Origin of the sequence: Pseudoalteromonas piratica, assembly GCF_000788395.1 — a bacterium.
In the GTDB taxonomy this organism is placed as follows: domain Bacteria; phylum Pseudomonadota; class Gammaproteobacteria; order Enterobacterales; family Alteromonadaceae; genus Pseudoalteromonas; species Pseudoalteromonas piratica.
This window is the reverse complement of the sequence record NZ_CP009889.1, coordinates 1,389,444-1,414,705: the sequence shown is the minus strand read 5'-3', so window position 1 is coordinate 1,414,705 and position 25,262 is coordinate 1,389,444. Positions and strand designations below refer to the sequence as shown.

Annotated in this window: 17 protein-coding genes; 8 read left to right on the top strand and 9 right to left on the bottom strand. The window is 39.5% G+C overall.

Annotated features, from left to right (window positions below; genetic code table 11):
- The first annotated feature begins 34 nt into the window (after nucleotides 1–34).
- The 5 genes from gcvH (at nucleotide 35) to OM33_RS20950 (ending at nucleotide 9,096) form a co-directional block, all read left to right on the top strand.
- On the top strand, nucleotides 35–424 hold the full coding sequence (gene gcvH, locus OM33_RS20970) for a glycine cleavage system protein GcvH (RefSeq protein WP_010558681.1): 390 nt from the start codon (nucleotides 35–37) through the stop codon (nucleotides 422–424).
- A 241-nt stretch (nucleotides 425–665) separates the two neighbouring features.
- A complete protein-coding gene (gene gcvP / locus OM33_RS20965; protein ID WP_040136528.1) occupies nucleotides 666–3,557 on the top strand; it encodes an aminomethyl-transferring glycine dehydrogenase in 2,892 nt (963 codons plus the stop codon).
- A gap of 211 nt (nucleotides 3,558–3,768) precedes the next feature.
- A complete protein-coding gene (dsr1, locus tag OM33_RS20960) occupies nucleotides 3,769–7,539 on the top strand; it encodes an anti-phage defense-associated sirtuin Dsr1 (RefSeq protein ID WP_040136526.1) in 3,771 nt (1,256 codons plus the stop codon).
- Nucleotides 7,540–7,933: 394 nt separating this feature from the next.
- Nucleotides 7,934–8,620, top strand: coding sequence for a hypothetical protein (locus OM33_RS20955; protein ID WP_040136524.1), 687 nt, complete (start codon nucleotides 7,934–7,936; stop codon nucleotides 8,618–8,620).
- Nucleotides 8,620–9,096, top strand: coding sequence for a hypothetical protein (locus tag OM33_RS20950; RefSeq protein WP_040136523.1), 477 nt, complete (start codon nucleotides 8,620–8,622; stop codon nucleotides 9,094–9,096). Before OM33_RS20955 ends, OM33_RS20950 begins: the two co-directional genes overlap by 1 nt.
- A 128-nt stretch (nucleotides 9,097–9,224) precedes the next feature.
- Here OM33_RS20950 and OM33_RS20945 read toward each other — a convergent pair whose 3' ends face one another.
- Together OM33_RS20945 and OM33_RS20940 are read right to left on the bottom strand one after the other, a co-directional pair.
- Nucleotides 9,225–10,073 carry an alpha/beta hydrolase gene (locus OM33_RS20945; protein ID WP_040136521.1) on the bottom strand — a complete coding sequence of 283 codons (849 nt, stop codon included), beginning with the start codon at nucleotides 10,071–10,073 and terminating at the stop codon, nucleotides 9,225–9,227.
- Between the two features lie 140 nt (nucleotides 10,074–10,213).
- Nucleotides 10,214–11,110, bottom strand: coding sequence for a LysR substrate-binding domain-containing protein (locus OM33_RS20940; RefSeq protein WP_040136519.1), 897 nt, complete (start codon nucleotides 11,108–11,110; stop codon nucleotides 10,214–10,216).
- Between the two features lie 121 nt (nucleotides 11,111–11,231).
- Here OM33_RS20940 and OM33_RS20935 point away from each other — a divergent pair, with 121 nt between their 5' ends.
- Both OM33_RS20935 and OM33_RS20930 read left to right on the top strand, forming a co-directional pair.
- The gene (locus tag OM33_RS20935; RefSeq protein ID WP_052141232.1) at nucleotides 11,232–12,113 is read left to right on the top strand and encodes a nuclear transport factor 2 family protein; all 882 of its coding nucleotides are present in this window, start codon (nucleotides 11,232–11,234) and stop codon (nucleotides 12,111–12,113) included.
- Between the two features lie 251 nt (nucleotides 12,114–12,364).
- Nucleotides 12,365–12,559 carry a hypothetical protein gene (locus tag OM33_RS20930; protein ID WP_234402749.1) on the top strand — a complete coding sequence of 65 codons (195 nt, stop codon included), beginning with the start codon at nucleotides 12,365–12,367 and terminating at the stop codon, nucleotides 12,557–12,559.
- Between the two features lie 56 nt (nucleotides 12,560–12,615).
- Here OM33_RS20930 and OM33_RS20925 read toward each other — a convergent pair whose 3' ends face one another.
- Nucleotides 12,616–14,619, bottom strand: a complete 2,004-nt coding sequence (locus OM33_RS20925) for an alpha-amylase (RefSeq protein ID WP_040136517.1) — start codon at nucleotides 14,617–14,619, stop codon at nucleotides 12,616–12,618.
- Nucleotides 14,620–14,889: 270 nt separating this feature from the next.
- The gene (locus OM33_RS20920) at nucleotides 14,890–15,993 is read right to left on the bottom strand and encodes a serine hydrolase domain-containing protein (protein WP_040136516.1); all 1,104 of its coding nucleotides are present in this window, start codon (nucleotides 15,991–15,993) and stop codon (nucleotides 14,890–14,892) included.
- Between the two features lie 412 nt (nucleotides 15,994–16,405).
- On the opposite strand from OM33_RS20920, the gene OM33_RS22235 reads away from it, so the two are divergent.
- Nucleotides 16,406–18,541 carry an ATP-binding protein gene (locus OM33_RS22235; protein WP_052141231.1) on the top strand — a complete coding sequence of 712 codons (2,136 nt, stop codon included), beginning with the start codon at nucleotides 16,406–16,408 and terminating at the stop codon, nucleotides 18,539–18,541.
- A gap of 77 nt (nucleotides 18,542–18,618) precedes the next feature.
- Here the strand turns inward: OM33_RS22235 and OM33_RS20910 are convergent, their stop codons facing one another.
- The 5 genes from OM33_RS20910 to OM33_RS20890 all read right to left on the bottom strand — a co-directional run bounded on the left by OM33_RS20910 (nucleotide 18,619) and on the right by OM33_RS20890 (nucleotide 25,168).
- Entirely contained in the window at nucleotides 18,619–20,019 is a 1,401-nt protein-coding gene (locus OM33_RS20910; protein WP_040136514.1) for a hypothetical protein, read from the bottom strand.
- Between the two features lie 109 nt (nucleotides 20,020–20,128).
- Complete coding sequence (locus OM33_RS20905) at nucleotides 20,129–20,626, bottom strand: type III secretion system chaperone (RefSeq protein ID WP_199922575.1); 498 nt, start codon at nucleotides 20,624–20,626, stop codon at nucleotides 20,129–20,131.
- 216 nt (nucleotides 20,627–20,842) lie between these two features.
- The gene (locus OM33_RS20900) at nucleotides 20,843–21,778 is read right to left on the bottom strand and encodes a TolB family protein (RefSeq protein ID WP_040136511.1); all 936 of its coding nucleotides are present in this window, start codon (nucleotides 21,776–21,778) and stop codon (nucleotides 20,843–20,845) included.
- Nucleotides 21,779–21,950: 172 nt separating this feature from the next.
- Nucleotides 21,951–22,850, bottom strand: coding sequence for a tetratricopeptide repeat protein (locus OM33_RS20895; protein WP_040136509.1), 900 nt, complete (start codon nucleotides 22,848–22,850; stop codon nucleotides 21,951–21,953).
- A 281-nt stretch (nucleotides 22,851–23,131) separates the two neighbouring features.
- Nucleotides 23,132–25,168: a winged helix-turn-helix domain-containing protein gene (locus OM33_RS20890; RefSeq protein WP_040136507.1), complete on the bottom strand. Its 2,037-nt coding sequence runs from the start codon at nucleotides 25,166–25,168 to the stop codon at nucleotides 23,132–23,134.
- Nucleotides 25,169–25,262 lie beyond the last annotated feature (94 nt).

Here is a 25,262-nt window from a genome sequence, read left to right as displayed (position 1 = left end):
GGTATAACAAAATTAAACCGAAGGATTTATAAGAATGAGCAATATCCCTGCCGATTTAAAATATGCATCTTCACACGAATGGGTTCGCGCTGAAGGTAATGGTGTTTACTCAGTAGGTATCTCTGAGCACGCACAAGAGCTATTAGGTGATATGGTTTTCGTTGACCTACCAGACGTAGACGACGAAGTAGATGCAGGTGAAGACTGTGCAGTAGCAGAATCTGTAAAAGCAGCGTCTGATATTTACGCACCAATCTCAGGTACTATCGTTGAAATCAACGAAGAACTAGAAGATTCTCCAGAAACAGTTAACTCAGACCCTTACGGCGACGGTTGGTTATTCAAAATCAAAGCATCTGACGAGTCAGAACTTGATAACCTACTAGACGCAGAAGGTTACGAAAATTCGATCGACGAAGACTAATTCTTCGTATAACGAATTACAGTGAAAAGCTCCAATTTTGGAGCTTTTCATGTTTTTACACTCAGTAAATATTTAAATCTTTTATTTAAAGATAAAAATTTTAAATATTTATTAAATTTTTGATTAGTAAAGCCAATCATTTAGCTCATTTATAGTGCGCTGATGAAAAGCTGCCTAACCGTACTGAGCACACAGTATTGTTAGCTAGTCGTGTATGTAAATGCCATAGGAAGTTAGACACATGTCAAACGTAAAATCGCTTGAACAACTTGAGCAAAAGCAAGATTTTATCCGCCGCCATATCGGTCCGGACGCAAACCAGATTTCAGCAATGCTAGCTGAGCTGGGCGTATCAAGTGTTGAAGAGCTTATGAACGAAACCGTGCCTGCAAGTATTCGTTTAGAGCAAGGTCTTAGCATTGGTGAAAGCCGCACTGAAGTTGAAACGCTTAGCTACTTAAAATCAGTAGCAAGCAAAAATAAGATTTTTAAATCTTATATTGGTCAGGGCTACCACCCAACGCACACACCTAACGTAATTTTACGTAACGTGTTAGAAAACCCAGGTTGGTACACAGCATACACGCCATACCAGCCAGAAATCGCGCAAGGTCGTTTAGAGTCACTGCTTAACTTCCAAACGCTTTCAATGGATTTAACAGGTTTAGATCTTGCGTCTGCGTCATTACTTGACGAAGCAACTGCTGCTGCAGAAGCAATGGCACTTGCTAAGCGCGTATCGAAAGCGAAAAAAGCAAACATCTTCTTTATTGCAGAAGACGTACACGCGCAAACAATCGACGTTGTTGCAACACGTGCAGAGCAGTTTGGTTTTGAGGTAGTTGTTGGCCCTGCAGCAGATGCAGTAAACCACGAAATCTTCGGTGCGCTTTTCCAATACCCGAGCACAACGGGTGAAGTTGTAGACGTACAAGACCTAATCGCAGACGTACAAGACAAAAAAGCAATCGCATGCGTGGCAGCAGACATCATGTCACTTATTCTACTTAAAGCGCCAGGTAAACTAGGCGCAGACGTAGTATTAGGTTCTGCACAGCGCTTTGGTGTACCTATGGGTTACGGTGGTCCTCACGCGGCGTTCTTCGCAACACGCGATAAGTACAAGCGTTCACTACCTGGCCGTATTATTGGTGTTTCTAAAGACCGTTTAGGTAACGATGCACTACGTATGGCAATGCAAACACGTGAGCAGCACATCCGCCGTGAAAAAGCGAACTCAAATATCTGTACTGCACAGGTGTTACTTGCAAACATGGCTGCGTTCTACGCGGTTTACCACGGTGCAGAAGGCCTACGCACAATCGCATCACGCATTAACCGTTTTGCCAGCATTTTAGCAACAGGCTTAAAAGCAAAAGGCGTTACGCTTAAGCACGATACTTGGTTTGACACCATCACAGTAACCAGCAACAAAGATGAAGTTGTTGCACGTGCAGAAGCAGCAGAGATTAACTTTGCTAAAAACCACGACGGTGAATTCTCAATTTCAGTTAACGAAACGACAACACGTGAAGACGTTGCTGAATTATTCGACATCATCCTAGGCGCAGGCCACGGTCTTGACGTTGCAGCACTTGATGCACAAGTAACAGCTGACAACATCACAGGTATTCCAGCAAGCCTAGTACGTGATGACGAATTCTTAACGCACCCTAATTTCAACAGCTACCACAGCGAAACTGAAATGCTGCGTTATATCAAGCGCCTAGAAAACAAAGACTTAGCGCTTAACCACTCAATGATCTCGCTTGGTTCATGTACTATGAAACTAAACGCGACCGCTGAGATGATCCCAATTACTTGGCCTGAATTTGCAAACATGCACCCATTCTGCCCGCTAGACCAAGCAGAAGGTTACCAAGTAATGATCAACGAGTTACACGACTGGTTAGTTGATGTAACTGGTTACGATGCAGTATCAATGCAGCCTAACTCAGGTGCGCAAGGTGAATACGCAGGTCTTATCGCAATTCGTAAATACCACGAGTCACGCGGCGAAGGTCACCGTAATGTGTGCTTAATCCCAAGCTCTGCACACGGTACTAACCCTGCATCTGCACAAATGGCAAGCATGAAAGTTGTGGTTGTTGAGTGTGATAAGCAAGGTAACGTTGACGTTGCTGACCTTAAAGCAAAAGCAGAAGAAGTTTCAGAAAACCTATCTTGTATCATGATCACTTACCCGTCTACCCACGGTGTATTTGAAGATACAATTAAAGAGATTTGTGACATCGTTCACCAGCACGGCGGCCAAGTTTACATGGACGGCGCGAACATGAACGCACAGGTTGGCGTAACTAGCCCAGGCTTTATCGGTTCTGACGTTTCGCACCTTAACCTACACAAAACATTCTGTATTCCACACGGTGGCGGTGGCCCAGGTGTTGGTCCAATCGGTGTTAAATCGCACCTTGCACCATTTATGCCTAACCACAGTGTTATTAACGTACCGGGTACAACTGAAGGTAACGGCGCAGTATCAGCAGCACCTTACGGCTCTGCAGCAATTCTACCGATTTCATGGGCATACATTGCAATGATGGGTTCGGAAGGCCTTAAGCAAGCAACTGAAACAGCGATAATCAGTGCAAACTACCTAACTGAAAAGCTAAGCGAACATTACCCAATTTTATACCGCGGCCAAAACAACCGCGTTGCACACGAATGTATTGTTGACTTACGCCCTCTTAAAGAAAGCTCAGGCATTTCTGAAATGGACGTAGCAAAACGCTTAATGGACTACGGTTTCCACGCACCAACAATGTCGTTCCCAGTAGCGGGCACGCTAATGATTGAGCCAACTGAATCAGAAAGCAAAGTAGAGATTGATCGTTTCATCGAAGCAATGATCTCAATCCGTAAGGAAATTGCAAAAGTTGAATCAGGCGAGTGGACAGTAGAAAACAATCCATTAGTATTTGCACCGCACACGCAAGCTGACGTACTAGGTAACGAGTGGGAGCGTGCATACGACCGCTTCTACGCGGCATTCCCAGTACCAGCGGTAGCAAAAGACAAGTTCTGGCCAACAGTAACACGTATTGATGACGTGTTCGGCGACCGTAACTTGATCTGTTCATGCCCTGCGGTTGATACGTATCGTGATGAGTAAGTCTTTGACTTAGTTATAGAATGTAATAAAAAGCAGCCTTATGGCTGCTTTTTTTGTTTGGGGAATTGGGGTAGGATGTTGTAGAAAAGATTTAGGTTTTTGTATATCAGTTAGAGTGATTATGCTGTTGCTTTAATTGAGTCGAAGAACAGTAATGTGACTTACTTTACTGTTAATGAAACCTATGAATTTAAGAGGGAACTATAGTTAGATGCAGTTTGTTAAAAATGGACCCGAAGTACCTGAAAAATTACTCCAAGCACATGAAGAAGGCAAAGTGGTCTTTTTTTGTGGTGCCGGAATTTCATTCCCTGCTGGATTACCAGGCTTTGGCGGATTAGTTTGGAAGCTGTATGAAAAAATGGGGGTAACTCCTGATGCTGTGCAAGAACAAGCTTTAAAAGCTGGGCAATTTGATACAGCTGTGTCGTTATTGGAGGCTGTAAAACAAACTAACGAATGGCGGAGGGACGTTCGTCAGGAAATGGCTAAGCTTTTAGAGCCTGATTACTCACTTACCAATGCGACATCTACTCACCGGGCACTGCTTCAACTGTCATTAACTAAGGATAAGAAAACTAGATTAATAACGACAAATTTTGATCGTATTTTCGATAAGGCTGGTGAGCAAGAAAAGTTGAATTATCCAGTGTATAAAGCTCCATTGCTGCCAGTGCCCAAAAATAGGTGGAATGGTTTAGTTTACTTACATGGCCTTTTACCAGAGCCATTGAACAGCGCTGAGTTAGATCATTTGGTAATTTCAAGTGGTGATTTTGGTTTAGCTTATTTGACAGAGCGTTGGGCTGCCAGATTTGTGAGCGAGTTATTTCGTAGCTATACCGTATGTTTTGTTGGTTATAGTCTAAATGATCCGGTACTTCGTTATATGATGGATGCTCTAGCTGCTGATAGGCTACTTGGTGAGTCACCACCGGAAATGTTTGCTTTTGGAGAATTTAAGAAAGGCAAATTTGACGATGAGTATAAGCAGTGGAAAGCAAAAAATGTTACACCAATTTTATATAAGAGTTTTCAAAAACATTATTACTTACATAAGACGTTAATAAATTGGTCAAATACTTATAAAGATGGCCTTAGTGGCAAAGAACAAATAGTCGCTACTACTGCACCATTTAAACCAACTAGTTCGGACTACTATAATGAATATGCAAGGAAATTAGCTTGGGCCCTAAGCGATCCAAGCGGTATTCCAGCAAAGACATTTTCAAACCTCATTCCATCACCGCCATTAAGTTGGTTGTCAGTTTTAGACACTATCGAATTAAAAGGTGAAGAATTAAATCGTTTTGGAATCTTCGATTCTGGTATCAAACCAGAAGCAACGTTCAGTTTATTTTGTCGCCCAGCAAGAAGCTCGCAATCACCTTTAATGGCTTTATCTCATTCCTCTTATATCGAGCCGCAGTGGGATAATGTTATGCGAGGCCTTAGTAAATGGCTTGTATGTCACCTTAATAATCCTGAACTGGTTTTGTTTCTTCAAAAGAGAGGTGGAGTGTTAAATAGTCAACTTCATTTTTTGATTGAAAAAGAGATATCGGAACAAATAAAACAGAAAAAAGATGGGAACAACGCATATTTTGAAGAGTTAATACGAAAAAGTAGTGATGCAGTTTTAAGTGAGGAAATGTTAACAGTTTGGAATTTAGTTTTAGCTGGTTACTGTGCTCATTCTCCCCATCATCACAACCTTTATAGTTGGGCTGATGAATATAAAAATACAGGAATTACACCTGCATTAAAAAGTAAACTTAGAAAAGCTTTAGCTCCAGTAGTTACTTTTAGAAAACCATTAAACTCATTGGGCGAAGAGTATAGAGATGGACTGAAAAAGTATCTTGATTGGGAGGTTGATCTTAGCACCTCATTTGCACATTCTGCTGTTGAGCATATAGCAAGGGTTGATACGTGGGGCTCGGATATATCTTCAATCTTTTATGACGTAAATGCATTGTTGATTGAGCTGATGGAATTAAAGTCAGCTCTTGGTGGGGTTGACGAATACACTGACTACACCTACATACATCAGCCGTCAATTTCTGAACACCCTCAAAATAAAGATTATAACAATTGGACTATTTTAATTGATCTTGTCAGAGACTCTTGGCTTTCGTTACTAGAAAAGGATGCCACCAAAGCAAAAAGTATAGTGTCAATTTGGTGGTTAACACCTTTTCCGATTTTCAAGAGGTTAGCATTTTTCGCTGTTTCTAAATTTGCTTTAATTACGGCAGCAGAGATTAATGGCTGGCTTGAACAAGAAGATGCAAGATGGCTTTGGAGTGTGTCTTCACAAAGAGAACTTTTGCAGTTACTACCGCACTTGGCTCAACGTTTTGATGCTGTAAATACGAGTCGTTTGTTGGCCAATATTTGTTTAGGGCCAAGGAGAGAGTGGTTTAAAGAGGGATTAACAGAAGAAGAGTTTGACCATTTAGTTATTAGAGAACAATGGTTGCGCCTCGAAAAGCTGAAACAGGCAGGCTTAGTCTTTGATGAAGAAGCTGAGCAAGTTTATCAAAACATTAAGCAAGAAAACCCCCAGTGGGAGTTGGACGAAGAGCAAAAAGAAGAGTTCCCATTCTGGATGGGAGATGGAAGTTACTATCGAGATACTTCGCCTAGCCCAACAAATGAAGCTGAACTAATAGAATGGTTGAAATCTAAACCAGATCACGATCATTGGGATGACGATGATTGGTCAATTCGATGCAAAAATAATTTTACTTTGGCTAAAAATGCACTCTTGGTGCTTGAAGAAGAAAATATATGGATACCTGAACGTTGGAGACAAGCGTTAAATGTTTGGACTGAGTCAAAGCGACTAAGTATTAAAGCTTGGCGATCTTTAGCGAATGTTTTTCTTGAAATGGATGAGCTCAAGTTAAAAGATATTGCGTGGAATTTATCACGGTGGTTAAAAAACAATACGAACTGTAGGGCTCTAAGGGAAGAGCAGTATTTTTCCTTTGTTGATAGATTATTAACCGCCCCATATGACTTTGAATATGATGAAGTTAATGACGTTATTACAGCAGCAATAAATCATCCCATAGGTATCACAACTGAAAGCTTATTTATTCGTTGGTATGAAGAAAAGCCTAACGATAATGCTGGGCTTGAAGATAAATATCGTGAACGATTTGAGATGTTAGTGACTAATGAAAGCGATGTTTATAATTTATCTAGGGTAATTGTAGTAACCAACGCACTGTCACTTTACAGAGTTTCACCCGAGTGGTCGAAACAACATATCTTACCGTTATTTAACTGGGAAAATAGGGATGTTGCGACTTTAGCTTGGAGGAGTTATTTATGGTCGCCAAGATTACATAAGTCGTTTTTAGTAAGTATCAAGTCAGAACTATTGGATACAGCTAATTTCTATGAAGATTTAGGTGAAACAAAAGAGCAATATTCAAGATTTTTGACTTATGTAGCTCTTCAAAAATATGAAGAGTTTAAAACAAAAGAATTAGCTTCAGCATTTAGTTCTTTACCAGAGAATGCACTATATGAAGTGGTTTCGTCCTTAAGCGACGCCTTGTCTAATTCAGGTGACAAGTATAGAGAGTATTGGAACCATCGTATTAAGAACTTTCTAATTAAAATATGGCCAAAAGAAATCAACCCTTCAGAGCAAACTGTTAATCAATTAGCATTACTTTGTATCAATGCTAAAGAATATTTTGAAGATGCTATGAAATTAATTAGACATAACTTAACAAGAATTGATAATACTGAATATATTGTACACTGTTTAAAATCAAGTGAAGTTATTGAATTATACCCTAAAGAAGCTTTGGTTTTCCTTGATACTTTACTCTGTGATGAACCTAATTTCGGACCTCCGTTTGAGCTAAAAGATTGTCTAAATAAAATTTTAGAGCAATCACCTGATTTGAGTGTCATGCAGGAGTATCAACGCCTTAATAATTTAATAAGACGTTTTGAATAAATCGAGGAATAACAAAGGAATAACAAAGACACCCACTCCAATTTGATGTGGCGCGTGGAGATTTTTTTGAGCTTAGTATTTTGCCTGTGGTGCCTGATCTTTGTTTTTGCATTCCTAATAAACTCGCGTTGGCGACGCTTCCCGCTCGCTTGTATGGTGAGTGGTTAAGTAACCTAATTTCAGCATAATATTTTACTTTTACGCAGCCATTTTGAGATATTATCGCGTTAGTTAATTACTTAACCTACTTTGTGTAAGGTGGGTTAATTGTGCTTAGCAACTTTTTAACCAGTTAACACACTGTTTATGGTAATCTTTGCTGGTATTAAGCTGGCTCTGTTTATCTTTGAGACAAGTATCAGGGTCTTACGTCTCAATTTTAATGGTTGAAATAATGGACTATCAAACTCTGCCTAAATTGGTTAGACGCTTGCTAAAAATAACGGCAAATGGCAATGTTACCTTGCCATCAAGACGTCAAATGTCCTCGAAATTATTTGCTTTGCTTGCGCTTGTACCTGGTATTACGAGTATGGTGATGGCAATTGCATTGAATCAAACAAGCGTAATCGCTTTTATCATTTCGGCTATATTCTTTTGTAGCATTTCATTGTTGCTATTCAGTCGAAAGCGAATATTGGAGTTTGATAGCGCCACCCAACAAGTTTATTTATCAACATCCCTTTGGCATTTTTTTCAAAAACGAAGTGCGATAGCGCCTTTTAATGCGCTGACATGCGAATTAACCAGCCTTGGAACGAAAGGCCCTTATCAAGTAACCGTGGCAGAACAAAAATATGTGTTAGATGACTACCAAGATGCTTACGCTTTATTGGCGTTTTTGTCTGCGCACTATAAGTTACCTGTAACAGAAAACATCTCAAATTGGCCGAACAAAACCCCACTTTGCTTTGATAATATAAAGGCCGCTGACATTAAGCCATTTGGCCAAACTGAAACACTCAGTAATAAACGCGATGTGTATATTGAAATATGGGATCGTAAATCAATCATTAAGTTTTCACTGCCCTTTTTCTTGTTTACCGTGCTCGGAGCATTGGTTAAGTACGGAGTGTTTTGATGTACTTTCAGAAACTATCTAATGATGAAGCGGTTTATCGCGTTACTGGTATTGCTAAGGTATTGTTAAGATTGCTGAGCTTAGTGTTTTTACTTGTTGGTATTGCAAGTGTGTTAGGTTCTGGTTCTGCTAGGTCATTACCGATTTGGGTGTCAGGTTTATTTTGTTGGCTGGGCTGGATTGGTGTGTTTGGCGGCTATATTTGTCGTATAAATTTAAGCTCGCAAACAATTCAGCTTAAGGCGAGTAATCTATACACCATTTTCGACCGTGTTTATCGCCTCGCAGATATAAAGGGCTTTAGAACAATGACTGCTCAAGCATCAACTCAGACGTACCGTGTTTATATGGTTTTAAACAATGGCACTCATGTTGCGGTGGCAAACCACAAAGAACGAGGTATAGCGTTAAATGTGTGCAAAAATATGGCAGAGTTTACTGGTAAACCCTATGAAAATAATTTGCCAGAGTTGTAAAGTTTATAATCAATAGAGTCAGAGTCGTTGATTTTGAGTTCTGATTCCGTTTATTTGTGATCAGCTAGAATCAATGGGTGATGCTTTTGACTTGTCTCATCACCCACTTAAATAGAAACACCTAGCCGTTACAGCTGTTGTTTAAACGCTGAATATTCGGCTACTGCTGTGGGAATAGACTTGTAGGGGTTGCTACCGTGATCGGCCTCTTTGGTAAATTGATATGCCCAAACTAAGTTCTTTGGCGCATTTTCATCGAGTGCTGCTATCAGCCCTTTAAATGAGCCTGTAATAATAGAAGGCTCTTGGTCACCCAAGGATAAGTAAAAGAACTTAGGAGTGCCTGCAAGCTTAAACAGATTATTTTTAAACTCTTTAACAACCACAGAATCGTCGTACCATGCAGCAGGGCTAAATGCGAAATAGGCGTTAAATAGCGAGGGTTGGGTGATCATGGTATACAACACAAAACTACCGCCTGCTGAATAACCGCTGAGAGCACGATCGTCTGATAATTTGTAACGACTTTCTAAATAGGGGAGGAGTTCAGTTTCTATAAAGGCTAAAAACGAGTCTGCACGGCCAAAGATCTCTCTGGCTGTTTCATTGGCCGGGCGTGCGTCTATATTCACGTCCTTTCTTGCAAATGGCGGCACCAAATCGCGGTTTCGAGTGTCTGTCCAAAATTGATTGGGTATTGCTACAACAATCGCGTCATCGTATTTTGTAACGGTTTCAGCCCATCGGTCTAAATTAAAATTTCCGTCGGTTTTAATCACTAGCGGGTAACTTTTTTGTGCATCGTGATTATCGGGTAAGCGAATAAAGACTTTTCTACTTTCACCTAATGCCTGTGAGTCAATCACAACATCTATGTAAGGTGATGTGTAATTATTAATATAGCGGGTATAGATGACGACAGGCGTTGCGAGTACTGCGAGCGCAACGAGGGTGAATGCAATTTTTAGTATTTTCATATTTTATTAATATCGGTACTGTTTTTATTTTAGTAATACCTGCTTGCATTTAGCTGTTCAAGGGACTGTTATTCTTTTGTTACAAAGAAACAATCAATGGGGTCACCAAATCCATGGGTGACTCCATTGATATATTTGATTTAAGCAAAAAACTCTTTAAGTGCTTTTAGAACAGCTTTTACTTTGTAAGATTGTTTTCTATCAATGGTTAACGCATATAAATTCAGGGGATCTAATTGCCAGTCTGGTAACACTTTTACAAGCATTCCTGCCTTGATTAAATGCTGGACTTCTAAATCAGGCAAAATAGCCATACCATACCCGGCTTGCACATGGCTGGTGAGCGCATTGATATCATTAAAGCGCATTCTATATTTAGGTTGATACTGAAATGTTTCGTTATTTGAATGAGTAAGACTGATATCCGAAAATTTTCCTTGGCTTAGGTGTTTTAACCAATAGTGTTTTTTCAGATCGCTTGGCAGAACAGGGTTACTGTGCTTTTGTAGATACTCAGGGCTCGCATAAATACTTTTAGCTAATTTTCCTAGTGAATGATAGATAAAGTTAGACTCTTCAGGCTCGCCTACTCTCACGGCAATATCAATGTGCTCTGCAACCAGATCAATACTTTTATCATTTGCTATGACAGTAATCGATAAGCCAATATTGTTATCCAGAATCTCCTTTAAGCCTTGCGCCAAAGGGTGAGATGCGATGCCTACTGTTGCAGAAATACGAATTTCACCTTCCAAAGAGTGCTTTACTTCGTAAATGGCATCTTCTGCATCTTCTGCAGCCATCAACATTCTTTTTCCGTGTTGATAGTAGCGCTCACCGGCTTCAGACAAACTAAGCCTGCGTGTTGAACGATATATTAGTGCAACTTCAAGCTCATTTTCTAACTGGGTAATGTATTGGCTTACTGCTGAAGGGGTCATACTAAGTGCTTCGGATGCTGCCCGCATACTGCCACATTCAATAACCTTACAAAAAATAGCCATTTGCTTTAGGCGATTAATGGATGAAATGCTCATTAAATTGACCAACTATTAAGTACAGCTTAATAAAATAATCAATTAATAGCATCTAATCAAATGATTGGTTAGTTATTATTATAAATTTACGAAATCACAAGCCATCACGTTAAGGCAAATCATGAAAATCAAACATTCAACTAGTAAGTTCTTGGCTGCAATCATCACCTCGGTGTCAATATTGAGTAGTGCTAGCGCCAATTCAACAACGTTAGAACTGTCAAAACAAGGTAACTCAATGAAAGCAATAGCAATTAAAGCACAAGATGCATTTTTTAAAGATTACAATGCAGAAGAAGTTAAAAAGTACTTCCGAGAGGATTATATTCAACATAATCCGCATGTTCCCACAGGGTTAGCACCGGTGTTAGGTTTTTTACCTAAATTAAAAGAGGCGGGCACAACTTATACAAACCATCGCCTGTTACAAGATGGTGAATTTATCATTATGCACAACACCTACAATAACGCAGAAGCGTTTGGTGCTAAAGAAGTGGTCACTTTTGATATCTGGCGCATGCAAAATGGACAAGTAGCCGAGCACTGGGATGCGATTGCGCCAATTGTTAAAGAAACCGCTAGCGGTAGGTCACAGTTTGATGGACCAACAAAGGTTGAAGACATTGATCAAACTGAGGCTAACAAAAAGCTTATTGCTAACTTTATGCAAGATGTTTTTTTCGGTAAAGCACCGCAAAAAATCACCGAATACATCAGCGCAAAGCAGTATGACCAACACAATACGATGGTTAAAGACGGTTTAGATGGCTTGAATGAAGCGCTTGCTTACCTCGCATCTCAAAACAATATGTTTGAGTACCATAAAGTTCACCGTATTTTTGGCGAAGGTAATTTTGTATTGACCCAAAGTGAAGGTCGCTGGAATGGAAAACCTCAGGCATTCTATGACTTATTCCGCGTGAAAGATGGTCAAATTGTTGAGCATTGGGATGTTATTCAAGAAATACCTGCGCAAATGGCTCATTCAAATACGATGTTTTAAATCAGCTAGTCAGTGGCGGCAGAGTCGTTGATTCTAAAGCTCATAACCTGCCCTGATTTCCGTTAACTTATTTTTTAGGTTCTGCGGGGCGATAGCAATCACTGGCTCGTTACCATTATTAGCTGCTACAGCAACTTGGTAAATAACAAAGAAATAACAAAGACATCCACTCTAACATGATTTGGTTTGGGTGTTTTTTAATCGTTATTGACTTCATTAACGTATTAGTTGTTTAAATACTTGGAGGGTTAATGATGCAAACGAAAAATTTAAAGATAGGTGAGTGGGTTGAATATCAAAACCACCCTGTGTCGGTTGTTGATATTGATAGTCAAAAGCTGTGTGCAACAGTGTGGGATGCACAAAACGACCGTCGAATTACCGTCAGTACTGACGAGTTAAATGATGATCCGCAATGTCATTGTGACTCGCACCATTATTATTAGGATTACAGTAAGCCTATAAGCATCAATGGGGTCATACTCTGACCCCATTGAAAAATTTAAAAAGCGAGTATCGTCGCGCTATTTTTACCAAATTCAAAAACGTTCATTTTGCCGCATTGAGCAAAGTGATTATTCGATTGGTAAGGTCTGTTGGCTTGCTGTATGTCTGCCTCCCAACCTTGACCATTTTTGACATAGGCTTTTACTTCGAACCAACCGTTAACGGTGGCATCGCAGTTCATATCAATATCAAGCATCCAGTAATGTTCGCCCCATTGGTTTAATGGGGTTTCACCATATCCATCGACTTCAACAGTTCGTTTTGCGCCCCAAGCACTAGGCCAAAAATTGGTTGTCCAATCTAATGCCGTTCCCTCAGCCCCAGCACCTTGATTAGCCTCTGCTCCTTGCCAATCAAGCTCGGTGTCGCCTTGTTTCCAAGCAAGCGTTGTTGTATTGCGTAAATTATTGTGACGTATGGGTAATGAGCAAAGAGCAGGGGATTGATTGCAATTTCGGCCAATTGATTGTGCATAGTCATAATCAATACCACCGCGAACAAACATATCTTGCCCTGATTGAGTTTGGGCACGAATAAATATTATTGTTCGTTGCCAATCGCTCTCTTGTTGCGATTCGATTTTTGCGTTTTTATGCGTTGCAACCGCATTCATCGACTCGATATTGACTGCGGCAAACCCTTGTTTATTAATTGTTATGGTTTTACCGGTGCAAGTTAGTTTGTCAGTTGCTAATTCGCCAGATAACACATCACAGTATTGCCCTTCACTTAACCCTGTTTGTAACGTTTGTTGGAGATTGCCTGACTCTCGGTTGATGGCAACAAAGCCACTTGAACCGCGCGAAAATGCAATTTGATTGTTTCCGTTGTCCCACCAATTTGCTATTTGCCACACATCATTTGTGTTGTTTCTAAAATCAACCGCGCCAGCAATACGTTGATGGCGATGTTCACATTGCCAACCATCAGCAAAACAGTTGAGTTTATTATCTTGATGAACTGGATAAGTTGGGCCGCCTGCATCAGTGTCGTGGTGATAATCATAGCTAGACATGACTTTTGGGTAGCCATACGGGTAAGCCAGCATAAATACGTTTGCTAAATCGTATAGCGCGCCATCTTGATATGTTACGACATTACCAGCACCACCGTGACCTCGTTGATTGTCATGATTGTCGACAAAGACCACTGCTTTGTAACTAGGCATCATTCCCCACGCTTCGCCAAAGTTGCGAAGCCAAGCGAGCTTGCCAGTTTTAAACGTTTCGCCCAGTTTGGTGGTGTATTTAAATTCAGTTACTAATCCATTGCCAAAATACTCGCTCGCAAAGACCGCTTCACCACCTTGATCGATGACTTCTTGAAATACTAAGGGTGAACCATCAACCATGTTTAAAATTGTAGCAATCTCATTGGTATCCATATGTTTGCTAGCATCTAAGCGAAAGCCTTTCACACCGATTGAAACTAAATCATTTAAGTAATTTGCGAGTTGAGTTTGCACGTAGTGTGAGCTGGTATTTAAATCTGGTAAACCAACCAATTCACAATTTTGCACGCGCCAAGGGTTGGTGCCGTAGTCTTCGCCATTGATTGCACAGGTATCGTGAAAGTCCTGGGCGCTATACATAGGAAATTGTTTTGTTGAAAAAGCAGTGCCTGTGATGCTTTGGCCACTGCCTGCTGCCATGTGATTAATTACTGCATCAACGTATATATCTACTCCTGCAGATTTACAGCGTGAAACCATGTCTATAAATTGCGATCTGGTGCCTCCACGACTGTTTAATTCGTACGTTACTGGTTGGTAGCGAGTCCACCATTGATCGCCCGCAACGTGTTCATTTGGAGGTGAAACTTGCACGGCTGCAAAGCCTTTTGGTCCTAAAAAGGTTTCGCATTCTTTAGCCACATCGGGCCAAGACCACTCGAATAAATGCACAAATGTTGTTGGAGCTGCCATTGCTTGGCTACTGGCAAATGCGCTAAAGCAAAACGCGGTGCTAGCGCACAGTAAGCGAAGGTTTTTTGTTGTCATATGTGTTCTCTATTTTATTATTTTGATTTTTTTCAAACACAAACAAATATAGAGACTAAAAATTTAACATCACGCTGAATACGTATGCAAAATGGAAACAACCTTAAGAAGATGGTGTGGAATCAATAGGGACAGCTGATATGGTCTTTAAAAGGTTAGCAATGGTTCGCTAACCTTTTTTGTTGGCAATACACTAAATCAAAAGCTTGGGGCGGGCGAATTAGTGATATCTGCTTCCATTATGCTTTGCCTATTAGTTTTACGTGTAGCTTAGTAAAACCAAGTTGCTATTCGAGAGTAATAGTCAGGTAGTATGTGCTGCTGAACCGAGTTTGTTAATGTTGATGACCAAACACCGTCTTTGTTGCCGTTCGTTAAATAAACCACGACAAAAAACTCATCTAAGTTATCTTGGTAAAGTAACCTTACCCGTAAAGAAGCGCCGCCATCGTGACCCACATGTTGCCAGTTACCAGCGTTATCGATTACCCAACCAGAAGCAAAATAGCTCTCATCATCGTGAAGCTGATGGGGCTGCCAAAAAGCTAACAGTTTATCCTGCGATACAAGCTTACCTTGTGCTAACGCAGTGATAAACAGGCTCAAATCTTCAGCTGAAGAATAGATACTACCCGCACTGCTTCCATATAGCGGAAAAAAGAACTCACTGGTTTTCAATGTTTTACCACTATTAGGTCGATAGGCTGCAACCAAACGCTCTTTAGGCACATTGTTTAAATCTAGAAACGTATTTTTAAGCCCTAGCGGTGATAATATTTTGTCTTTGACACTTTGCTCATAACTCTTCTGGTACATTTTCTCAATCAGCATACGGACAAGTAAGTAGCCTGTTTGGTTGTATTGTGTTTGTGTATTAGGCTCAAACATCAAAGGTTTATTCTTGTTGTCATCAATTACCTCTTGCAAGGTTGCGGGGCCAATAAACTTTCCGTCTTTTACATCATAAAACTCTGGTAACCCTGAGGCATGATTGATTAACTGTGAAATTGTAATATGTTGCCATGCACTAGGTAAGCCAACTAGGTGCTGTGAAATAGGGTCTGATAGTTGCAGCTTACCTTGTTCAGCTAATTGCATAGTTAGGGTACTCGCAAACAGTTTAGCCACTGAGTAAATCGGGAAAATACTAGTGTCAGAAACCTTCTCTGTACTATTGACCGCCATTACGCCATGGTGACCTTTATAAAGTTGCTTACCATTTTTAACAACAACTACTGAGGAAGCATTAATGCCGTATGATTCTGCGTTACTCGCAACTTGTTGTGTAAGTACTGACTGTAAACTTTCATTGTTTTTACAACCACTAAGCAAAATGCCTAACCCAATTAATACTGGTAACCAACAACGCCTCATAACTTTACTCCCTTAAAAATGAGTTTTAACTGTAATTTAAATACTGTTAAAACTTAAAAAATCGACAATTCACAACATCAAAAAAGACACAAAGCTTTTTGCCGTGCATTGCCTTTTATTGGTAAACAACAAGACGCAATTCAACGGATTATCAAACGGTGCTAAAGAACACTGCACCAAACAATGAAGTGGCGTCTCAGAACTAAACAAATGAAAAGCTTTATATTTTTATTAATACCTCCTTATGACGCGCGTTTTGCCAAAAAGGTTTAAAGCGTTATGAAAAAGTGCGAGTTTAATTACAATAATTTGGGCCTGCATCGAGTACCTCGCATTATCCCAAGAGAAAATCAACGACTCTAACCCCATTGAAAGTTATAATCGGCTCGTAATCCATCACAGGGCTTTTTTCATGAAATATATCGTATTGCTTTTGATACTGTTAACTGGGTTTAACGCGGTGAGCTCAGAAAAAGAGGTTAGTTTAGAAGAGTTGATTAGCCAGCTTGAACAAACTGAGCTGGATGAAAAGAAGCTTCCTATTTATTCTCAAATTGTTAAAAAAACATGGCAAAGCAATCCAAGTTTGGCGGAAGAGTTCGGAAACCAAGGGTTAAAGCTTCATGATAAATACGACAACCCATATGAAGAGGGCTTGCTTTTACTCTATTTGGTCAGAGTATATGTCGATAGAATAGACTTAAAAACAGCCGAAAAATTAACTTCTAGAGCTATTGCTGCATCAAGAAAAGCAGACCATGAAAGGTTAATAATTTCGAATTTATTCTACCAAGCAACAGTTTATCAAATGCAGGATAAGCTGGTATTAGCAATAGACGCTTATTTGAGTTTGGTTGAAGGGTATAAAAAGCTTAATGCCGAAAATAGGCTAGGGGGTATTTATAATAACGTTGGGAATGCTTATCGAGAGCTAGGCGATTTATCTGCGGCTCTAAATTATTATCAGAAAGCTTTACCATTATTTCAACAGATGGGAAGTATAGAAAATTACTCTACAACTTTGATGAATATTGGAACAATATTTTTTCGTTTGAAAGATTTTAAGCAAGCGGAAGATAATTATTTGCTTGGTTTATCAAATTTATATGAGCAATCATATCCGCGAGAATATTCCGAAGCGCATCAGCGTTTGGGGCAGTTATATCAAGAAATGGAAGAATACTCGAAAGCGATGCGACACTTTCAATTGTCTGAGCACGCATTAATCAAGCATGATAATAAGGGTAAACTAATATACAGCTATTTTGTGCAAGCTAAGCTGGCATTGAAAATGGGCGATAACGCATTCCTAAGAGTGATAATGGAAAAATTTGAGGGGATTGGTCAAAGTGTTATTGATGAACAACACCAAGGTATTGTTCATTATATGAGAGCTTTATATGCTGTTGAGAATAATAATTGGTTAGAGGCTGAGCGCAACATCGACTTAGCTCTTGAAGATGAGTCTGTTGACTTAGATTATTATAGCTACATAGATTCACTAAACTTAGCCATTAAAATTAAATCGGAGCTGGGGAAAATTGAAGAGGCAAAGAAGATTTTATTAGACTCAATAGCGCTGCATAACCAACAGTCAAATGAAAATAAAAACGCTTTAATTGCCCAATACTCCCAGCTTTATAAAGTGAGTCAAAAAGAGCAAAAAGTTCAGAAATTACAGGAACAAAGCTTATTGCAGCAAAATAGCATTTTACTCGAACAAAAGAAGAGTAGACAAAGCTTGTTTATCTTCGTTGTTGTTAGCTTGATATTTCTTGCCGCATTAGCGCTAATTGTTCAGAGAAGCCGAAATTTAGCTCATCAAAAGAAGTTAAGTGAGCAACTTTTGGATGAAAAAAAACTGTTTTTTGCTGATATATCCCATGAGCTCAGAACACCGTTGGCAGTGTTAAAGTTAAAAATGGAGCAACTGGAATATAACCTTATTGATGATCCTAAAAGTGCTTATAAATTTTTGCACGATCGTATAGATAGCTTTAATAACCTTATCGATGACATTTCATTATTAGCGCAAAAAGATCAAGGTGAATTGGAGTTAGTTATAGAAACTGTAGACTTAAAATCTTTTGTGACTCAGCAAGTTGACAGCTTAACTATTTTGGCGTCAGAAAAGGGTTTATCTGTTGAAACCAACATACAGCTTTCTGAAAGCGATAAAGCTAATATAGATAGTGATCGTATAAGACAGGTGTTTAATAATTTATTCTCCAATGCCTGTCGTTATACAAATACTCCTGGGCAAGTGAGGTTGTTGGCATCAGTGAGTGATAGGTATTTAAAAGTCGTTATTGAAGATTCTGCCCCTGGGTTATCTGAGAAAGAGTTGAATAAAATTTTTGAACGACTATATCGCTCTGATAAGTCGCGCAGTAGAAAATCAGGTGGTAGTGGCTTGGGCTTATCAATTTGTAAAAGCCTAGTTGAGGGACATAATGGTGACATAACCGCATCAAGTAGTACTCTTGGAGGCGTTAAGGTTACTATTAGCCTGCCCATTGATATGCCAGCGTCAAATTTAGCTAACTAGCATTACGAGTCATAAAAGAATCAATGGGGTCAGAGTCGTTGATTGTAAATCTCATATGCTGACCCCATTCTATTTATCTACTTTTTGGGCTCTGCGGGGGCAACAGCCACCGCAGGCTCGTTACCATTATTTGCTGCTACAACAACTTCATCAATCATTGGTGCTGCAGCGTCATCTGCTATGCCGCCCAGGGGCGCAGCTTGTTCTGCGGCAACCATTGCAACATCAGGGGCTGCCTCAGGTTTATCTTTTAAAGCGTCACTCATAAATTGTTCAAATTGAGAGACCGCTTTTGGATAATTCTTCAGCGGGCTTTCGATGTGTTGGAAATAGCCAAGTGTTTGTGCTGCGAGCAAGCATTCAGATAAACTATGGTGGCCCAAAGCAATAAGCTCCATACTCTTAACGCCGAGCAACAACTCACGTTTGGCTAGCTCGTCAGCACTAATGCCATCACTATCTGCAACTTTGGGTTCTTTACCATCAGCTGCAAATTCTATGTCTAATATTTCTGACAGAAGCGAACCTGAGACACCCCCAATAAATGGCGCGCCGTTTTCTCGGAAAGCTTTTACTGTATTGCTAGTATCGACATCGGCTGTGAGAATGCCTTTGGCATGAAAAATTGACTTCGCAAACACGTTTTCTTGTGACTCTCGGCGATGCTCTTGGGCAGAAATTCCTGAGTTTTTGTCTTTTGTACTTGGGGCGCGATCACGCCATTCTATGTCGTCTCCTCTTCCTCTATCTTTGAAGACATCATTTGCACGGGCTGAATAATAGCGTTCCTTACTATGCGCATCGGTTGAAATCAGGTAAAAATTGGTAAAAGCGTCAAGGCGAGTTTTCATGTCGTCATATGAATCACCAAATATCTCTGCAATTTTTATCTTGTTAGTGTCTATTTTCTCGAGAAGTCTTGCCTTTCTGTGCGCTAATGCTTTTTCGATTGGTGTATCGGTGTATAGTTTATCTATTTTTTTCAATACTTTCTGTTCTTCAGGTGTTAATTCTGACGTGCTTAAGGTACCTGCTGCCTTATGCTCTCTGTAACTAATGAGTTTATTTTCCATATCGATAATACGGTCTAATTGGCCGCTTATGTGTTCTTTGACGGCTTCAAAGGCTGTACTTCCCATTCCTTCCAATCCTTGGCGAGCAATAGTGCTTTCTTTTGCAGCAGCGACTTTGTCGTTACCTCGAATATCAATGGTAGATGATTTAAAGGCGTCTCTTACTTCACCTATGGTGAGGGGGGTTAAGCTATTTTTTAAGGATGTTTGATGTGCTAGGCTCAAACCTTTCATCATGCCTGATTGGTCTAATGATTTAACAAATTCGTTACGTAGAGGAGTTGCACTCGCTCCTAATTTTGAAATATCTCCGAACTTCCCGCCATGATTGTCTATCAGGTTAGCGGTGTCTTGTAGGCCTTTATTTTGTGAGATTTGTCTAAATGTTGTTAGTTCAAACGTCATAGTATCTTCCTTGTAATAGGCATCTAATTATCAATTGGCGGGCTTTCTTAATTCGCTCTTAAATCACGAAGAGAGAAAGCACATTGAGCACTTTGTATAAAACGATTAATTAAGGTGTAATAAACTGGTTTAGTGCGATAGTTTTGCTCGAGTCTGTATGATTCGTTTTCACACTTGACTCGCCTATTTCACTTAATAGCTGACGTGCGCTTTGTGTGTCTAAACATAATTGCTCGATCCACTGAGAGAACATGTGTTGGTCTGTGTGATGAGCTGGTTTTTTGATTGTTAGTGTGGCTTCGTCAGCGGAGTAGAATCCCCAAAAAGCATTACTACCAGAACGATTTGCATAGTTTTCCAATAGCAGCCTTAAGTACGTGTCTTCTTTATTACTATTATTAATTACACCTACGTAGCTAACGAGCAGAATAGTTTGAGATTGCTCGTCAAACCCAATATTAATTTCAAACTCTTCATTACTGAGGGAGAAGCTGTTCCCAGCCTCCCAATTCAAATGCGCTATGCCTTTATGTTTTTGGTATTCCTCAATGAGCGCTATAAAATTAAAGCAACTATCCATAATTCCCTCTGCTTGTTTAATAACCATTCACAGCGAAGCATAGGTTATAGAACACACTAAAAATTTAAAATTCAGCTGAGATTTTTTATAGAATGAGCAATTTATGGGTTTTAGGTACAAGCGCAATAAGCAAGATTCTGCTCAAAAAAGTCTAGTCCAACGGGTAGCTAATAAATTAGCTAACTTTTTACAGTTGGAGATTTTTGAGCACAATGCTAGTTTTGTTGGGCGATATTTTATAAATCATTTTTTAGATTGCTTATTTTTATTCATAAGCCTTTTTAAGTGTTTTTTGTCCACGTGGTACATAGTTGTTAACTGAGATCCTTTTCTTAGTACTTCTTGAATTGAACGATCATCTATATTCACACTAAATATATCTAAAGAATCGTAAACGTTTTCAGATGAAAAAAGTACCTTTGTGCCATCAGTTGACCAGCTAGGGCCCCACTCATCAATAGAGTTGCGTGTCATTCGTTTTTGATTACGACCATCAAGATTCATTATGTAAACTTCTTGATTACCATCTCGACTCGATATAAAAGCAATTTTTGAACCGTCAGGAGATATCTTGGGCGACATATTATTGGTAGTATCGTTGGTTAACACAATTTGATTGCTGCCATCTAGATTGGCAATACTAATTTGGCTCGGGCTTGCTTTTGTTTGAAAAAGAAGGCGGCCATCCTTCATAAACTCAGGCGAGCGGCCTTTAAGACCTTTGATTTGCTTTTTATTCGAACCATCTGGGTTCATGCGCCAAATTTCTTCCTGCCAAATTCCATTTTGGTCTTTATATTCTCGAGCGAAGACAATGAGTTTTCCATCAGGAGACCAAACTGGTGAACTATCCCAAACATTTTTGACTTGAGTAAGACGCTTAAAGTTGTTGCCATCTAAATCAACAGTGTGGATAGACCAGGTTTTGTACTTATCATACTTACCGTAAAAAGCGATATGTTTGCCATTTGGTGAAATTGCAGGGTAACCATCGCTTAAAGTAAAACTGCCTATTTTTAAGCTATTCTCTCCATTTTCGTCACTGATATACAAAGAGCGTTTAGTAGACTCTGTATATGAATATAAAAGAGAGTAAGAGGGAGGTTCTTCACTAAATGTAGGTAGGCTACACAGCAATACGAAAGTGAGTGCAAAATTTAATTTAAAATTGTTTTTCATAAATATTCTTTGTTTTGGTATCAGCAATAAAAGTTAGATTAAATGCCAAGAGGCTGCGAACAATATATGTAAGCACCGAAATAAAAGCCTGACGTTGCGCTGACTTTTTTATGAATTCTAGTTGTGGTAGTGATAATAGTTGATTTGGGTTGGTATTCACCCTTATGTCATCTTATTTAACAGATAGTAATTGCTGATATTGCTTCAATAACTTTGTGGAAAGTTTGGTTGGGTCAACCTGCTTAAGGTGTGTCTTTAGCTTTGATTGATTGTTTTGCTCGTTGTAAAAAATAGCCAAGCGGTAGTGGCATAAATTTTTGATAGTAGGGTGGCCAATCGTTTTTTCTGCGGATAATACATCTAAGAAAATTTGCTCAGCCTCCTTGTGCATTTCAAGCATTTGATGGCTGCGAGCTACGTTGTAATGAGTCATTAACGCATAGTGCTTATTTAAAGATAACTGAGCATTTTCATATGCGAGCTGAAAGTATGGAAAAGCGTTTTTATACGATTTCTGTAGGGCATGCATATTACCAAGATTGGTGTAAATCGTTTTTTTAAGTTCACTATTAGGGTGATCTCTAAATTTCTTTTCTAAAGGTAATAGCAGTTCGATGCCTGTTCGGTAATCTTTTAAGTAAATATGAAAATTTGCGTACTCGATCAGTGAATATGGATCGAGTGTATCCAAATTTAACCCTTTCATTAAGGTAAATGTTTTTGATTTATATCGTTCAAAGTCTTGCACGTTATTTCTAAACATCGCATTTTTGGCGCTTAGAATGTAAACCTTGAGCTGTAAAAAAGTCGGTAGGGGTGAAATTGAATTTAGCTCATTGAGTACTTTGGAGAGTGGTTGCGCTTGCTCAAGTTCAAATAAAGCTTGAATTTGTAAAAACTTGAAGCGGTACCATTCGGATGTTTTTGGCTCGACACCCTCATTTAATCGCTCTTCTACTAACTGTAAGCACTGTTTAGGGTTAATTTGACAGGTGTTTTCTATCTTTGCGGGAGCCGCCCAGCTTTTGGCAGAATAGAAAAAAGCGATGAATAGTATGAGGAGAAATTTCATTAGTACAGTGCAACACAAAAGAATTCAAACATCATGCTAATGACTTTAGAACTGATTTGTCAATTTAGGAAGTGCATCTTTGGGTTATAACAAAACATGCACTTTCGTTTGGTTAATAACAAAGACACCCACTCTAATTTGAATTAGTTTGGGTGTTTTTATGTTTAGGGTAGGTAACTCTTTTTAAGGATGAGAGGCTCTATTTGTTAGGCGGTGTTAATTACTGCTGATTTTTTCAAGCATCAACCAGCAGTTTTTCAATTTTCACTCACGCCTATTTTTCATTCTGTAGATACGCTAAATGTTTGGTAAATGTCGCTATCATTGGATTCTGATGATGGTTTATTGATAAGTAATAGATCGCCACGCAGTGAAAAATGACCTAGCTGGCTATTTAATTGGAACACTCGCTTGAGAGTATCGATATTATAAATATTAAGGCTACTCTGATGCCAATCAAACAACGCAACACGTTTGCCACTTTTTTTAACAGCAAACTGCCTACCATAAAAAGCGCTCTGTGGTAGATTAGGTAAGGTCAAAGGGGTTTTATTTTGGCCAACATACCAGTTTCCAGCTTGATCAACCCAAAGCCAATTATGCTCAAATTTATCGTATTGAACACTCTGCCATTTTGGCTCAAGGCGCTCCATTGAATTGTCAGTTAAGTTAAATTCAACCACTTGCCAGTTTGCGCCAATTTTCATACTAAAAGCGACTTTATTGGCAGAACGAAATGACACGCCACGAAACTCTTTTTCGGGTAATGGCAGTATCTGTGTTACCCCTGTGGGTATATCAATAATATGAATCGCGTTTAATGTAAGCCCTGCTACTTTATTTGCATCAGGTGACCAAGTTAAATCAACATAATGGCGGCCATCACCGTATTGGGTGATTTTTTTCTTTTTACGGGTTTCTCGGTTATATAGCCACAGTTCTTCATTGCCTGAGGTTAAACTAATGTATGCGATTTGCTGGTTGTTGGGTGATAACACAGCAAGTCGTTCATCAAAGGTATCGTTTAAAATCGATAACGCTTTATTGTCAGCAATATTATATTCATCAACATTTAAGTCATATTTAAATGCGGTAAACGCATAATCGACTCCATTACTATGTCGCTCTGGTCGACTTAATTGTTGTGGGCCCGTAAACAGTACCGTCTTGTTGCTTCCATCAAGCTCAAATTGCACAATTTCACGGGCAGGGTGTTCACCCATCATAACAACATGCTCGCCATCATGAGACCAAATACCACAACAAATATACGCGTTTAACTCAAACAGTAAGGTTAATTGCTGTGTGTCTAAATCAAGTTGATAAAAGCCTTCCCATTGCTGTTCATTCGGTGAAGAAATTAGAATCTTGTTGTCAGTTGGGTGAAGATCAAACTGACTATTGCCACCTAAATGCAAATCGGGTTGTGGTAGCCACTGTGTTTTACCTGCATCTAGGTGCAGTGAATAGAGCGAGTAAGGCTTGCCCATACCTGGAGATTCAGAAAAAATAAGCACATTATCATCATGGGTAAACTTTATTTGACCAAAACTCCCTGCTTTACAGGTATAAATTAGTTTAGGCGCAGACATCGTTAGGCCATTAAACTCGCGCATAAAGTATTGGCAAGATTCTTGTGTAGCAACTAAATAAACCAGCTTAGTACCCGCATTATTCCATACGCCAGGGCCTACGCCACTTTGTTCTCCATGGTTTATTTCAACTTGTTCACCTGAATAAATGTTTTTTACATAGAGTTTGAAGCGCTCACCAGCATGGTTCATGTACGCGAGCCTAATGCCATCAGGGGCAAAGCTAGGAAAGTATTCACTGCCTTTATCTGATGTAACTGCTTTGGCTGAAACAATACTATTTGGGGCAGTACGATGGTTAAACAACCATAGAGATACAAACAAGATAAAGAATAAGAGCAATAGCAAAATGTATTTAAGACTCAAACGCTTGGCTGGTGCAGTATTGGCTTTTACGCATTGATCTTCTTTTTCAAAAACGGGGGTTGCCGTAGCGACAAATCGATAGCCTCGTTTTGGTACTGTGGTTATATATTCAGGATTTCGCGCATCATCTTGCAATGCTTTTCTAAGCTTTGTGATGAGCTTACTTACGGTGTTATCACTGACATAACGGCCATGCCATACATCGTCAAGTAATTGCTCTTTACTAATCACTTGGTTTTGATTCTGACAAAAATAGGCTAAAAGTTCACACATCTTCGGTTCAAGTCGAACTTTATTGTGCTCAGTGATTAAGGTTTGTTGTTGTTCATTAAACTCAAAACCTTTAATTTGCCAGCGCATATTAATCCATTTGTTCTATCACGCAGCCCTTTAAAATCAAGGCTGTCATAAAAAGTCACATCTTTTCACCACGCTGTCAGGACTTAAAAATTGG

What these genes read in the sequence shown, in the direction of transcription:
- OM33_RS20890 (WP_040136507.1), bottom strand. Translation starts at nt 25,168, where the DNA reads ATGCGCTGGCAAATTAAAGGTTTTGAGTTTAATGAACAACAACAAACC.
- gcvP (WP_040136528.1), top strand. Translation starts at nt 666, where the DNA reads ATGTCAAACGTAAAATCGCTTGAACAACTTGAGCAAAAGCAAGATTTT.
- OM33_RS20920 (WP_040136516.1), bottom strand. Translation starts at nt 15,993, where the DNA reads ATGAGGCGTTGTTGGTTACCAGTATTAATTGGGTTAGGCATTTTGCTT.
- OM33_RS22235 (WP_052141231.1), top strand. Translation starts at nt 16,406, where the DNA reads ATGAAATATATCGTATTGCTTTTGATACTGTTAACTGGGTTTAACGCG.
- OM33_RS20940 (WP_040136519.1), bottom strand. Translation starts at nt 11,110, where the DNA reads ATGAGCATTTCATCCATTAATCGCCTAAAGCAAATGGCTATTTTTTGT.
- OM33_RS20945 (WP_040136521.1), bottom strand. Translation starts at nt 10,073, where the DNA reads ATGAAAATACTAAAAATTGCATTCACCCTCGTTGCGCTCGCAGTACTC.
- OM33_RS20895 (WP_040136509.1), bottom strand. Translation starts at nt 22,850, where the DNA reads ATGAAATTTCTCCTCATACTATTCATCGCTTTTTTCTATTCTGCCAAA.
- OM33_RS20935 (WP_052141232.1), top strand. Translation starts at nt 11,232, where the DNA reads ATGAAAATCAAACATTCAACTAGTAAGTTCTTGGCTGCAATCATCACC.
- OM33_RS20930 (WP_234402749.1), top strand. Translation starts at nt 12,365, where the DNA reads ATGATGCAAACGAAAAATTTAAAGATAGGTGAGTGGGTTGAATATCAA.
- OM33_RS20950 (WP_040136523.1), top strand. Translation starts at nt 8,620, where the DNA reads ATGTACTTTCAGAAACTATCTAATGATGAAGCGGTTTATCGCGTTACT.
- dsr1 (WP_040136526.1), top strand. Translation starts at nt 3,769, where the DNA reads ATGCAGTTTGTTAAAAATGGACCCGAAGTACCTGAAAAATTACTCCAA.
- gcvH (WP_010558681.1), top strand. Translation starts at nt 35, where the DNA reads ATGAGCAATATCCCTGCCGATTTAAAATATGCATCTTCACACGAATGG.
- OM33_RS20910 (WP_040136514.1), bottom strand. Translation starts at nt 20,019, where the DNA reads ATGACGTTTGAACTAACAACATTTAGACAAATCTCACAAAATAAAGGC.
- OM33_RS20925 (WP_040136517.1), bottom strand. Translation starts at nt 14,619, where the DNA reads ATGACAACAAAAAACCTTCGCTTACTGTGCGCTAGCACCGCGTTTTGC.
- OM33_RS20955 (WP_040136524.1), top strand. Translation starts at nt 7,934, where the DNA reads ATGGACTATCAAACTCTGCCTAAATTGGTTAGACGCTTGCTAAAAATA.
- OM33_RS20900 (WP_040136511.1), bottom strand. Translation starts at nt 21,778, where the DNA reads ATGAAAAACAATTTTAAATTAAATTTTGCACTCACTTTCGTATTGCTG.
- OM33_RS20905 (WP_199922575.1), bottom strand. Translation starts at nt 20,626, where the DNA reads ATGGTTATTAAACAAGCAGAGGGAATTATGGATAGTTGCTTTAATTTT.